We start from the raw sequence: 11,769 nt of genomic DNA, 5'->3' as shown, positions 1-11,769 counted from the left end.
CCGAAAAGCGCGCACCGAAAAGCGGGAAGACGGGCGCGGCCCCCATGCCGGCTAAGGCGACAGTGCCAGGCTTGCCGCGGCGAACGCCGTGGCCGGCAGCGCCAGGGCCGCGGCCGTGCGCGGGAAATAGGCCAGCAGCAGCACGAAGGCCAGCGCCCCGGCACTGACCGAACCCGCCCATACCACCGCGCCTATGCTGGCGCCCCAGCCGCGCAGGCAGGGCAGCGCGGCCAGGGCCAGCAGCAGCCAGCCGCAGGCGCGCAGCAGCCAGCGCGCGGAGGCGGCCGGCGGCGCGGCATTGCGCCCCAGGACCTGGCCGTGGTGCCGATCCATCGCCAGGCTGATGCTGGCCATGCCGGCATAGCAGAACGCCAGGCTGCCAAGGGCGGCGAGCGTTGGGGGCATCGAACTCAACGCCATCATGCGTCTCCCAGCCCGGCCGCGGTGCCGACGCGCTTGGCCGGTGAACGGGTCATGGCCTGGCGGCCGCCCCGGCGGACCCTGGCGGCGGCCCACAGCAGCAGGGCGCCGAGGGCCAGAGCGCCGAGTTCCAGCCCCGCGCTTTGCCCGTCTCCGTGTGCCAGGTAGCGCAGCACGTGCCAGCCGGTGGTGAGCGCATTGAGCAGCGGCAGGGCCAGGCAGAGCAGGCCAGCCAGCGCCAGTTGCCGGGGCCAGGCGCTGGCCGGCGGGCTGGCCAGTGCGTGGGCCGTGGCGGCCAGCCACACGGCGAAGAAGACTGCGATTTCCCACTCGTGGCGCTCAGGCAGCGCCACGGGCAGCAGCCGGTTACCCCACAGGTACCCCGCGCACGCGATCGCCAGCCCGCCGATCGCCGCGACGTTCAGGCGGTCGATGGCGTCGTAGACACGTGCGCTGGCCGCACCGAACTCCTGGGCCTTGCGGTTGCCGCGCTTGGCCGAGAACAGCAGCAGGCCGGTGGCCATCATGGCGGCGCCCGCCAGTCCGCAGGCAAAGTACAGCCATTTCACCGCATAGCCGCCGAAGCGGGCCATGTGCAGCGTGCGCATGACCGAGCCGGCAACCAGCGGCGCGGCGCCGCCGGTGCCCAGCATTTCATCCTCGGCCTTGGTCGACAGGTAGGCGCCGCTCACGCCGTCATAGCGCAGTTCGCGCCGGGCGGCGAAGGCCAGGCCGTCGTACAGATAGGGGCCGGCGATGGCAACGCTGGCCGTGCTGGTGCCTGGCCGCGTCACGGCGACCGATCTGATCGCGCTGTCCGCGCCGGCCCCGGCGGCCAGGCGCTCGCGCGCATCAGCCAGCAGCGTGGGCAGCGCCACCAGCGCGGCCGGCGCGCCCGCCGGCGGCAGGGCCTTTGCTTCGAGCCAGCCAGCCTGGCCAAGCACGCGGAACAGCTTGGCCTCGCTGCCTTCGTAGTAGGTGCGGATGCCCGCTGGCATGGTGTCCGGCCACCAGATGACCAGCCCGGTGTAGGCGATCATCAGCAGGAAAGGCAACGTCAGCACGCCCAGCGCATTGTGCGCATCCAGCCAGGAGCGCTGGCCCTTGCCTGGGCGGAAGGTGAAGAAATCCTTGAAGAAGCGCTTGTGCGTGACGATGCCCGACACCATTGCCACCAGCATGACCATGGTGGCGGCTGCGATGATCCAGACGCCCGTCATGCCCGCATGCAACTCGTAGTGAAAGAGCACGAAATGCTGCCCGCCCAGCGTGTCCCGGGCGGGCGGAAGCACGGTGCCGGTAATGGGGTCGAGCCGGACCTCCCGGGCTTCGCCGTCGCCGCCGCTGGCCTGCCCATCCCAGTGCAGATGCATGGCGGCATCGTCGTTAGCGGGAAACTCGATTTCCCAATGGGCGGATTGCGGCGCATGGCGCTCCAGGTAGTGCTGGGCATGCGCAAGGGCGCGTTCGTTGTCCACCGTGCCGGTGGTGACTACCAGCCGTTCCGGCTGCATCCAGCGTGTGATGGAGGCGTGGAACACACCCAAGGTACCGGTCAGGAACACCGCGAACAGCAGCCAGCCCAGCCACAGGCCGCACCAGGTATGCAGCCATGCCATCGATTGGCGCAAGGAGGTCTTCATGGCCGGCCCTGCATCCAGTGGCCAGCGCCAGCGGCGATCAGCAGCACCGCGGACGGCGCCAGCAGGCCCAGCCAGGCGCGGCCGGGCGTGCGTGCGGCGAAGGCCCAGAGCGCGGCGCCGGTGTAGATGGCGTAGCTGAACAGGCTGGCCGTCATGACGGCCTCGGCCCGCAAGGCCGGCAGCAAGGCGGCGGGAGCCACGATGCTGGCCGAGGCAAGCAGGTAGCCACCCAGGATCGCCGCGCCTGCGCGCGAGGCGATCTGCATGGCCAGCGAGGGGGCGGGCGAGCGCGGAGATGGGGAGGCATGCAAGGACCGGGGAGAACGTCCAGCGTCCGGGGGCAGGCGGGAAGCCAAGGTGCGGTTTACCTTTCCGAGGGCGGGGTAAGTTAGGAGAAATGCGCTGGGACCGATGCGTTGGGACCGATGCCGCAAAGGCTGCAGCGTCTCTGTATCCCTGATGCGCGAGATTGCGGAATCTGCCGGGGTTGCCGGTAAATTCCTGATTTGTGCTTAAAAAGTAACTTATTTGTGCCGCGGAAGCGGTTGAGGTGCCTTGGTCCGGCTGAAACAGTTGACTAGTTTTTTCATGAGCATAAAATAACTTTCACAAACATGAAAAACAGCCGGCATCACAGCCGCCCTCATGGGGTCGCGGCATAGCCGGCATGGAGACTGCAATGACCCCCTCGTCGTCCTCACCGAGCTACTTTGTCCGCGTCGAAGACGTGCCTGGCTATCACCCGGCCAATCACGTCGGCACGCTGAACCGCCGCATCATCGGCCGCGAGAACGTCGGCGCCACCCAGCTGGAAGTCATCCACGGCACCATCGAGCGCGGCAAAGGTGCCTTGCCGCACGCGCATCCCGGCATCGAGCAGGTCTGCTATGTGCTGGAGGGCAGGGCGCGCGCCGAGGTGAACGGGCAATCGCGCGAGCTTGGCCCCGGCGATTGCTGCTTCTTCCCGGCCAAGGCCATGCATGTGTTCACAGTGATCAGCGACGAGCCCGTGAAGCTGCTGGTGATCTACGCCCCGCCTTACGAGGAATCCCCGGAGCGCGTGATCCGTCCCGCCTGAGGAACGCTGCCGAGCGCGCCATTTCGCCTGGGTGCCCGCACCCGATACGACGTTTGTTGTTCAAGCCTGGTAGGAGATTCCGATGACACTGTCTTTCCGACGCCGTTTGCTCGTTTGCGCCGCCATCTGGAGCGGCATGCCCGCATTGGCGTGGAGCAGCACCTATCCCGCCAAGCCGATCCGCATGGTGGTGCCTTTCGCGCCGGGCGGCGCCTCCGACGTGGTGGCGCGGCTGGTGTCGCAGAGGCTGGCGGAGGCCTTGAAGCAGCCGGTGGTGGTGGAGAACCGCCCCGGCGCCAATGGCATCATCGGCACCGATATGGTCGCGCGTGCCGCCCCCGATGGCTATACGCTGCTGCTCAACACCGCTGGCGCGCAGACGCTCAGCCCCGTGCTGTACAAGGCAGGTTACGAGCCGCTGAAGAGCTTTGCGCCGATCAGCCTGATCAGCAGCATCGGCTTTGTGATGGTGGTCCACCCGTCGGTGCCCGCCAAGACCGTGCAGGAGTTCGTCGGACTGGCCCGCGCCAAGAGCCGTCCGCTGAGCTTGTCGGCCGGCAGCAGCATGATCGAGCTGATCGGGGAGACATTCAAATCCACCGCCGGCACCCCGGACGTGGTCAGTGTGTCGTACCGGGGCACCGGCCCGCAGATGCAGGCCGTGGTGGCGGGCGAGGTCGACATGACCATCGATCCCTTCAACTCGATGGCGATGATCCGGGCCGGCAGGCTGCGCCCGCTGGCCGTGCTGTCGCCCAAGCGCTCGCCGGCGCTGCCCGATGTGCCGACCATGCAGGAGGCCGGGATCCAGGGCATGAACTTCAATTCCTGGGCCGGGTTGCTGGCGCCGGCAGGCACGCCGAAGGAAATCGTCACCCGGCTGAACCAGGAAATCGTGCGGATCGTCGCGATGCCGGATATCAGGGAGCGCCTTGCCGCCATCGACTATGAGGCCGTGGGCAGCACGCCCGAGCAGTTTGCCACCATCATTGCCGACGACGCCGCGCGCTGGGCCAAGCTGGTCAAGGACACGAACTACAAAGAGAAGACCGCGCGGTGAGGCGGCATGGTGCCCGGGGGCATCGCAAAGACAAAGCTAACGAAGCTAACAAAGCTAACAAAGCTAATCCACGACAACGAGATGGCTAGCCAAAAACAGGAGACAACACTATGCCAAGCCTCACCACGCTGCTGCGCGCCGCGCTGCCATTACTGAGCCTCGCCGCGGCGCCGTTCGCGGCGGCGACCGACGCTTATCCCAGCAAGCCGATCCGCATGGTGGTGCCGTTCGCCGCCGGCAGCGGCACCGACGCGGTGGCCCGCATCACCGCCAAGGAACTCGGCGACGCGCTCAAGACCAACGTGGTGGTGGACAACCGCCCCGGGGCAAATGGCGCGATTGCCGCCGAGATCGTCGCGCAGGCCGCGCCGGACGGCTACACGCTGTTCATGACCACCAATACGACCCATTCGGCCAATCCTTCGCTGATGAAGAAGCTGCCGTATGACCCGATCCGCGACTTCACGCCGGTGGCGCGCATGGGCAACCTGCCGTTCATGCTGGTGGTCAACCCGAAGCTGCCGGTCAAGACCGTGGCGGACCTGATCGCCTACGCGCGCACGCATCCGGGCATGTCTTACGCCAGCGGCAACAGCACCGGCATTGTGTCGGGCGCCACGCTGGGGCGCATGGCCGGGCTGGACCTGCTGCATGTGCCGTACAAGAGCACGCCGCCGGCGATGACCGATGTGATCGCGGGGCAGGTGCCGATGATGTTTGTCGACGTGGCGGCCGGCATTGCCAATGTGAAGGCGGGCAAGCTGCGAGCGCTGGCGGTGACCACCGCGCAGCGCAGCCGGCTGCTGCCGGAGCTGCCGCCGCTGGCCGACACGCCTGAGCTCAAAGGCTTCGATATTACGTCCTGGAATGGCGTGTTCGCGCCAGCGAAGGCGCCCGCGGAGGTGGTCGAGCGGCTCAACCGCGAGCTGTCGCGCATCGCCGCGAGCAAGGAGGTCGCCCCGCGCTTCGAGGCGCTGGGCTTTGAGGCATTCGGGCAATCGCCCAAGCAGTTCTCCGGCTTCGTGGCCGGCGAACTGGTCAAGTGGACCAAGCTGGTCAAGGACGCTGGCATCCAGCCGGAATGAGGTAGGCATGAACTTTGAAAGAACCCCCGAGCAGCGCGCCATCGTCGAAGCGGTGACGCAGCTATGCAGCGACTTCGGCGCCGACTACTGGTCGGGGCTGGACGATGAAGGCAAGTTTCCCCATGCTTTCCACCAGGCCATGGCGCAGGCGGGCTGGCTCGGCATCGCGATGCCGGAAGCGTACGGCGGCGCCGGGCTTGGCATTACCGAGGCGGCGCTAATCATGCAGACGGTGTCGGCGTCCGGCGCGGGTTTTTCCGGCGCATCGGCCATCCATATGAATGTGTTTGGCCTCAACCCGGTGGTGGTGTTCGGCAACGACCGGCAGAAGGAGGCGGCGCTGGCGCCGCTGATCGCCGGGACCGAGAAGGCCTGCTTCGCCGTGACGGAGCCCGACGCCGGGCTGGACACCACCCATCTCAAGACCCAGGCCGTGCTGTCGGCGGATGGCGCCAGCTATCGCGTGGACGGCCGCAAGATCTGGATCTCCACCGCGCAGGTGGCCGACCGCATGTTGCTGCTGGCCCGCACCACGCCGCTGGACAAGGTGGCCAAGCCGACGCAGGGCCTGAGCCTGTTCTACACGGCGCTGGACCGCAAGCACATCGAGGTGCGCGAGATCCACAAGATGGGGCGCGCCGCGGTGGACTCGAACATGCTCTTTATCGACGGGCTGACGGTGCCGGTGGCCGACCGCATCGGTGAGGAAGGGCGCGGCTTCGAGTACATCCTGCATGGCCTCAACCCCGAGCGCATCCTGATTGCCGCCGAAGCCGTCGGCCTTGGCCGCGTCGCCCTGGAAGCGGCAACACGCTATGCCAGGGAGCGCACCGTGTTCGGGCGCCCGATCGGCCAGAACCAGGGCATCCAGCATCCGCTGGCGCAAGCGTGGATGGCGCTGGAGGCCGCCGATATGATGGTGTGGAAGGCGGCCTGGCTGTACGACAACGGCAAGCCCTGCGGGGCCGAAGCCAATACCGCCAAGTACCTGGCGGCGGAGGCCGCGCACCAGGCCTGCCAGACCGCGGTCCTGACGTTGGGCGGCATGGGCTATGCGCGTGAGTACCAGGTGGAGCGTTACCTGCGCGAGTCTTATATCCCGCGCATTGCCCCGGTAAGCGCGCAGCTCATCATGTGCCATATCGCCGAGCGCGTGCTGGGTTTGCCGAAGTCGTATTGAACTCGCTCTTGACGCATTGCCCGCCAATCCGTGCGGCGGTGCTGCCATTCTTTCAGCGATGAAAATAATAAAAAATGCGCCGTATTTTCATGCGGCGCATTCTTTTATCTGTGGATGTCAGCCCGCGCTACAGCCGGCCCATGACCACCAGGATCACGACGATCAGCACGACCAGGCCTAGGCCGCCGCTGGGGTAGTAGCCCCATCCCGTGCTGTACGGCCACGTGGGCAGTGCGCCAATCAGCAGCAGGATAAGAAGGATAAGCAGGATCGTACCGATGGCCATGATTGGCTCCTTGACGGGTGGATCAGCGCGAGGCTCGCGCTATCTTGTTTGTGTTCTGGTTCGCGTTCTGGATCGTCGTTGATCTCGTGGTTAACTGTTGTTTACTTGCCCAGTTCGTGACCGATGACGCCGCCTGCCACCGCACCGCCGATGGTGCCCGCGGTGCTGCCGTGCGACAGTTCATGGCCCGCCACACCGCCAGCCACGGCGCCGGTAGCGGTACAACCGTTCAATCCGAACAGAAGCGCTGCGCTCGCGATGAGCGCGCTTGCCAGTTTCAACATAGTGGTCTCCTACGTGAATGATGCTGCACGGCGCTAACGGGCGCGCCCGCCATGCTTACAAGATAGCCGGGCAAGCAGTCCGGCCCAGCGGGACGGCCTCTGATACGGATGTAGGAATTGGATGACGCCGCGAGCGCGGCGTCAGGAAAGGGGGCAACTGGGAAAAGGCCGACAGAACGGCCGATAGAACGGCCGACGGCGCGGGCAGCACATGTGCCCGGCAGCCATTCGGTCAGCGCAGGATCAACGCAGGCGCTTGATCAGCGAGGAGGTATCGGCGCGGCCGCAGCCGTCTTGCTGCAGGTCCGCATAGAACTGGTCGACCACGGCGGTGACCGGCAGGCTGGCGCCGTTGCGGCGCGCCTCGTCCAGGCACAGGCCCAGATCCTTGCGCATCCAGTCCACCGCGAAGCCGAAATCGAACTTGTCTTCGATCATGGTGGGGCCGCGGTTTTCGAGCTGCCAGGAGCCGGCGGCGCCCTTGCTGATCACATCCAGCACTACCTTCATGTCCAGTCCCGCGCGCTCGCCAAAGGCGATGGCTTCGGACAGGCCCTGCAGCAGGCCGGCGATGCAGATCTGGTTGACCATCTTGGCCAGTTGGCCCGCGCCGGAGCCGCCAATGCGGGTGACGGCGCGCCCATAGGCGCCCAGCACGGCCTCGACGCGACCGAACACGGCCTCGTCGGCGCCGCACATGATGGTCAGGATGCCCTTTTGCGCGCCAACTTCGCCGCCCGAGACTGGCGCGTCGACAAAGTGCAGGCCCTGCTCGTTAGCCGCGGCATACAACTCGCGCGCCACATTGGCGCTGGCGGTGGTGTGGTCAACGAACACGCAGCCTGCCGGTGCGTTGCTGTAGGCGCCGTCCTTGCCAGTGAGGACCGAGCGCAGGTCATCGTCGTTGCCCACGCAGGAGCAGACCACTTCGGCGTCTTGCGCGGCCAGCGCCGGGGTGGCGGCCGACTTGCCGCCGAATGCGGCGACCCACTGCTCGGCCTTGGCAGCCGTGCGGTTGTAGACGGTGACCTGATGGCCCTTGGCGGCGAGATGGCCCGCCATGTGATAGCCCATGACACCCAGGCCGATAAATGCAACGCGCATGACTTGAATACTCCGAAGCCCGCGATTGGCGGCGGGCGAGTGGTTGGCCAGGTGGGCAGCCCACCGAAGCCGGGAATGCTGCCATTCTTGCACTGCAACGTCAACAAGCGGTGGCGCGGAAAATTGTTGTGCGCACGCGCATGTCGGGCGGCGCGAGGCGGTCAACAAGCCTTAGCGCAGGCTGCGCTAGCTGACAGCTGCGCTTGCCCGGCCCACCGCCCGCCTGCCCGGCACGGCTGCCAGCAAGGCCTGCGTGTACGGGTGGCGGGGCGCGCCGAACAGCGTGGCGGTATCGGCTTCTTCCACCACGCGGCCGTCCTTCATGACCGCCACCCGGTCGCAGACCTGGGCCGCCACGCGCAAATCGTGCGTGATCAGGATCAGCGACAAGCCGGTGCGCGCGCGCAGGTCGTCGAGCAGCGCCAGCACCTGTGCCTGCACGGAGACATCCAGCGCGGACACCGGCTCGTCGGCCACCAGCACGTCGGGCGACAGGGCCAGGGCCCGGGCCAGGCCGATGCGCTGGCGCTGGCCGCCGGAGAACTCGTGCGGATAACGGTCAAGGGCGCTGGGATCCAGCCCTACCAGTTCGAACAGCTCGGCGGCGCGATGGCGAGCCCGCAGCGGATGTTCCCCATGGGTCAGCGGCCCCTGCGCGACCAGCTCGCCCACGCGGCGGCGCGGGTTGAGCGAGCCAAACGGGTCCTGGAACACCATCTGGATGCGCCGGGCTCGCTGTCGGCGCTGGCCCGCGCTGCCGGCCAGCAGATCGGCGCCATCGAGCCGCAAGCTGCCGCGATCCGGGTCGAGCAGGCCCACGAGGCAACGCGCAAGCGTGCTCTTGCCCGAGCCGCTCTCTCCCACGATGCCGAGCGCGCCGCCGCGCGGCAGCGCGAGCGATACCTGGTCGAGCGCCTGCACCTGGCGCCGTCCCCGGCCGAGCCAGCCGCCGCCGCGGTAGGTTTTGCCGATGCCGTCGATGGCGAGCAGCGTGTCACCCGTCTGCCCACGCGGCGGCGGCTCCAGCGCGGGCACGGCGGCCAGAAGCGCCTGGGTGTAGGGATGCTGCGGCCGCGCCAGGATCTCGGCGGCTGGCCCGGTCTCCACCACCTCGCCTTGGCGCATGACCGCGATGCGGTCGGCAATCTCCGCCACCACGCCGAAGTCGTGTGTGATGAACAGCACCGCCGTGCCTTTGCGTTGCTGCAATTCGCGGATCAGCCGCAGGATCTGGGCCTGGGTGGTGACGTCGAGCGCGGTGGTGGGCTCATCGGCGATCAGCAAGCTGGGCTCGAGCGCCAGCGCCATGGCAATCATGGCGCGCTGGCGCTGCCCGCCGGACAGCTCATGCGGATAGGCGCCAGCGGCGGCAAGCGGCTGCGGGATCTGCACGTCTTCCAGCAGGCTGCGCACCTTGCGCGCGATTTCCGCCTTGGGCAACCGGGTGTGGGTGCGGAACACCTCGCCGATCTGGTCGCCAATGGTGCGCAGCGGATTGAGCGCTGTCATCGGCTCCTGGAAGATCATGCCGATACGGGCGCCGCGTATGCGCCGCAGATCCGCCTCGGACAGCGCCGTCAGCTCGCGGCCTTCAAACAGGATGCGTCCGGCGCTGCGGCGCACGCCATCGGGCAGCAGCCCAAGCACGGCGCCGGCGGTCATGGACTTGCCGGAGCCGCTTTCGCCAACCACGCACAGGATTTCGCCTGGCGCCAGCGCCAGCGAGACGCCATCCAGCGCGAGCGGGCGGTCGGCGCCGGCGGGCAAGGCGACGCTGAGCGCGTCGATACTGAGAAGGAAGGGCAACGGTCCGCTCATGCGCGTTTCAGCCTGGGGTTGAGTGCGTCGTTCAGGCCCTGTCCCACCAGCGACACAGCCAGCACGGTGAGCAGGATGGCGACGCCGGGAATGGCCGAGACATACCACTGCGAACGCAGCACGCTGCGCCCGCCTCCGATCAGGTTGCCCCAGGAGGCCACGTTCGGGTCCGACAGGTTGAGAAAGGCCAGCGCGCTTTCCAGCAGGATGGCCAGCGCCATCACCACGCTGGCGTACACCACCACCGGCGGCAGCGCGTTAGGCAGGATCTCGCGAAAGATGATCTGCAGGTCGCGCATGCCCAGCGCGCGGCAGGAGTGGACGAAGTCGCGGTTGCGCAGGGTCAGGAACTCGGCGCGCGTCAGCCGCGCGGTGGCAGGCCAGGACACCACCCCGATGGCTAGGGTCACGGTGGTGATGCCGGAGCCGAACACCGACACCAGCACCAGCAGCAGCAAGAAGCTGGGCAGCGTCTGGAAGCCTTCGGTCAGCCGCATCAGCAGGTTGTCGGTCCAGCCGCCGTAGTAGCCCGCGAACGCACCGATGAGGATGCCGATGGACACGGCAATCAGTGTGGCCACGAAGCCGATCAGCAACGAGACGCGCGCACCATGAAAGATCTGGGCGGCGATGTCGCGCCCGGTCTGGTCGGTGCCTAGCCAGAAATGCGGATCTTCCAGCGGCCATTGCAACGGGCGGCCGGCAAGGGAAAGGGGATCGGCGGGAAACACGGCCGAGGCGCAGGCCGCCATGGCAATGACCGCCAGCAACACCAGCAGGCCGAAGGCGGCGGCCGGGTTGCGCAGGTAACGTCGGAGCAGCTTCATGCCTTGCGTTCGTGAAGGATGCGGGGGTCGAGCAGCGCATACAGCATGTCGACGATGAAATTGATGGCGATCACCAGCAGCGCGCTGATAAAGACAATGCCCAGCAGGGTGTTCAGGTCGCGCTGGACCACCGAGTCATAGGCCAGCCGGCCCAGCCCCGGCAGCGCGAACACGCTTTCGATCACCACCGAGCCCCCCAGCATGGTGCCGAACTGCAGCCCGGCCAGCGTGAGCAGCGGCAGCAGCGCGTTGCGCAGCACATGGCGCACCAGCACGGCGTACTCGGACAGGCCCTTGGCGCGCGCGCTGCGCACGAAGTCCAGCGTCAACACCTCCAGCATCGACGCGCGCATGATGCGCAGGTAGATGGCCAGGTAGATCAGCGCCAGGGTCACGGTGGGCAGCACCAGGTGCCAGGCGATGTCGGGCAGGCGCGCCAGGCCCGTGTAGCCGGCGGCGACGTCCTGGTAGCCACCGGGCGGCAGCCACCCCAGGTGGATGGCGAACACCACGATGCCCATCAGTCCGAACCAGAACGAAGGCGTGGCATAGAACACCAGCCCGAGCATGGACACCAGCGTATCCGGCCAGCGATCCACCCGATGCGCCGCGGCCACGCCCAGCGCTATGCCGCACACGGCGGCCAGCACCTGCGCGCAGCCCATCAGCAGCAGCGTGACGGGCAGGCGCTCCAGGATGACGGTGGCCACCGGCTTGCCGTAGATGGCGGAGTAGCCCAGGTCCAGATGCACCAGACGCCACAGGTAGCGGCCAAGCTGCACCGTGGTGGAGGCGTCGAGCCCGTAGAACTGCCGCAGCTGGCCGATGACGGCGGCATCCGCGCCCCCCATCTCGGCGACCAGGGCATCGACGGTGTCTCCCGGGGCGAATTGCAGCAGCAGGAACAGGCCGCACAGGATCAGCAGCAACGAGGGCAGGCTGGCTGCCAGCCTGCGCAGGGCGAGTGACAAGATGCGCATGGCC

13 protein-coding genes are annotated in these 11,769 nt (G+C 67.5%); 4 read left to right on the top strand and 9 right to left on the bottom strand.

Features of this window, described 5'->3' with window-relative positions:
- Nucleotides 1–51 precede the first annotated feature (51 nt).
- Genes A9975_RS21555 through A9975_RS21545 form a run of 3 tightly spaced genes read right to left on the bottom strand, consistent with a single transcriptional unit; the run spans nt 52 to nt 2,374 of the window.
- Nucleotides 52–423: a DUF3325 domain-containing protein gene (locus A9975_RS21555; RefSeq protein ID WP_255503353.1), complete on the bottom strand. Its 372-nt coding sequence runs from the start codon at nt 421–423 to the stop codon at nt 52–54.
- Entirely contained in the window at nt 420–2,063 is a 1,644-nt protein-coding gene (locus A9975_RS21550; protein WP_255503352.1) for a PepSY domain-containing protein, read from the bottom strand. Before A9975_RS21550 ends, A9975_RS21555 begins: the two co-directional genes overlap by 4 nt.
- Entirely contained in the window at nt 2,060–2,374 is a 315-nt protein-coding gene (locus A9975_RS21545) for a DUF3649 domain-containing protein (protein ID WP_255503351.1), read from the bottom strand. The genes A9975_RS21550 and A9975_RS21545 overlap by 4 nt, the downstream gene beginning before the upstream one ends.
- Nucleotides 2,375–2,742: 368 nt before the next feature.
- Between A9975_RS21545 and A9975_RS21540 the strand changes: the two genes are divergently transcribed.
- The 4 genes from A9975_RS21540 (at nt 2,743) to A9975_RS21525 (ending at nt 6,466) form a co-directional block, all read left to right on the top strand.
- Complete coding sequence (locus A9975_RS21540) at nt 2,743–3,141, top strand: cupin domain-containing protein (protein ID WP_183034579.1); 399 nt, start codon at nt 2,743–2,745, stop codon at nt 3,139–3,141.
- Nucleotides 3,142–3,223: 82 nt separating this feature from the next.
- Nucleotides 3,224–4,201, top strand: a complete 978-nt coding sequence (locus tag A9975_RS21535) for a tripartite tricarboxylate transporter substrate binding protein (RefSeq protein ID WP_183034578.1) — start codon at nt 3,224–3,226, stop codon at nt 4,199–4,201.
- Between the two features lie 110 nt (nt 4,202–4,311).
- The gene (locus tag A9975_RS21530; RefSeq protein ID WP_150986607.1) at nt 4,312–5,286 is read left to right on the top strand and encodes a tripartite tricarboxylate transporter substrate binding protein; all 975 of its coding nucleotides are present in this window, start codon (nt 4,312–4,314) and stop codon (nt 5,284–5,286) included.
- A gap of 7 nt (nt 5,287–5,293) precedes the next feature.
- Nucleotides 5,294–6,466: an acyl-CoA dehydrogenase family protein gene (locus tag A9975_RS21525; protein WP_183034577.1), complete on the top strand. Its 1,173-nt coding sequence runs from the start codon at nt 5,294–5,296 to the stop codon at nt 6,464–6,466.
- A gap of 127 nt (nt 6,467–6,593) precedes the next feature.
- Here the strand turns inward: A9975_RS21525 and A9975_RS21520 are convergent, their stop codons facing one another.
- From A9975_RS21520 to A9975_RS21495, 6 genes are all read right to left on the bottom strand, one after another.
- Nucleotides 6,594–6,752, bottom strand: a complete 159-nt coding sequence (locus A9975_RS21520; RefSeq protein WP_183034576.1) for a DUF3309 family protein — start codon at nt 6,750–6,752, stop codon at nt 6,594–6,596.
- A gap of 101 nt (nt 6,753–6,853) precedes the next feature.
- On the bottom strand, nt 6,854–7,036 hold the full coding sequence (locus A9975_RS21515; RefSeq protein WP_183034575.1) for a glycine zipper 2TM domain-containing protein: 183 nt from the start codon (nt 7,034–7,036) through the stop codon (nt 6,854–6,856).
- A gap of 243 nt (nt 7,037–7,279) precedes the next feature.
- Nucleotides 7,280–8,191, bottom strand: a complete 912-nt coding sequence (locus tag A9975_RS21510; RefSeq protein ID WP_183034661.1) for an NAD(P)-dependent oxidoreductase — start codon at nt 8,189–8,191, stop codon at nt 7,280–7,282.
- 135 nt (nt 8,192–8,326) lie between these two features.
- The gene (locus A9975_RS21505; RefSeq protein ID WP_183034574.1) at nt 8,327–9,958 is read right to left on the bottom strand and encodes an ABC transporter ATP-binding protein; all 1,632 of its coding nucleotides are present in this window, start codon (nt 9,956–9,958) and stop codon (nt 8,327–8,329) included.
- Nucleotides 9,955–10,785 carry an ABC transporter permease gene (locus A9975_RS21500; RefSeq protein ID WP_183034573.1) on the bottom strand — a complete coding sequence of 277 codons (831 nt, stop codon included), beginning with the start codon at nt 10,783–10,785 and terminating at the stop codon, nt 9,955–9,957. The genes A9975_RS21505 and A9975_RS21500 overlap by 4 nt, the downstream gene beginning before the upstream one ends.
- On the bottom strand, nt 10,782–11,765 hold the full coding sequence (locus tag A9975_RS21495; RefSeq protein ID WP_183034572.1) for an ABC transporter permease: 984 nt from the start codon (nt 11,763–11,765) through the stop codon (nt 10,782–10,784). The genes A9975_RS21500 and A9975_RS21495 overlap by 4 nt, the downstream gene beginning before the upstream one ends.
- Nucleotides 11,766–11,769: the final 4 nt, after the last annotated feature.

Source organism: Cupriavidus sp. UME77 (assembly GCF_014170355.1).
Taxonomy (GTDB): domain Bacteria; phylum Pseudomonadota; class Gammaproteobacteria; order Burkholderiales; family Burkholderiaceae; genus Cupriavidus; species Cupriavidus basilensis.
This window is presented reverse-complemented; position numbering and strand designations above follow the sequence as displayed.

Coding starts and splice junctions, on each gene's coding strand:
- A9975_RS21525 (WP_183034577.1), top strand. CDS start 5,294: ATGAACTTTGAAAGAACCCCCGAGCAGCGCGCCATCGTCGAAGCGGTG.
- A9975_RS21555 (WP_255503353.1), bottom strand. CDS start 423: ATGATGGCGTTGAGTTCGATGCCCCCAACGCTCGCCGCCCTTGGCAGC.
- A9975_RS21515 (WP_183034575.1), bottom strand. CDS start 7,036: ATGTTGAAACTGGCAAGCGCGCTCATCGCGAGCGCAGCGCTTCTGTTC.
- A9975_RS21540 (WP_183034579.1), top strand. CDS start 2,743: ATGACCCCCTCGTCGTCCTCACCGAGCTACTTTGTCCGCGTCGAAGAC.
- A9975_RS21550 (WP_255503352.1), bottom strand. CDS start 2,063: ATGAAGACCTCCTTGCGCCAATCGATGGCATGGCTGCATACCTGGTGC.
- A9975_RS21495 (WP_183034572.1), bottom strand. CDS start 11,765: ATGCGCATCTTGTCACTCGCCCTGCGCAGGCTGGCAGCCAGCCTGCCC.
- A9975_RS21530 (WP_150986607.1), top strand. CDS start 4,312: ATGCCAAGCCTCACCACGCTGCTGCGCGCCGCGCTGCCATTACTGAGC.
- A9975_RS21505 (WP_183034574.1), bottom strand. CDS start 9,958: ATGAGCGGACCGTTGCCCTTCCTTCTCAGTATCGACGCGCTCAGCGTC.
- A9975_RS21535 (WP_183034578.1), top strand. CDS start 3,224: ATGACACTGTCTTTCCGACGCCGTTTGCTCGTTTGCGCCGCCATCTGG.
- A9975_RS21500 (WP_183034573.1), bottom strand. CDS start 10,785: ATGAAGCTGCTCCGACGTTACCTGCGCAACCCGGCCGCCGCCTTCGGC.
- A9975_RS21520 (WP_183034576.1), bottom strand. CDS start 6,752: ATGGCCATCGGTACGATCCTGCTTATCCTTCTTATCCTGCTGCTGATT.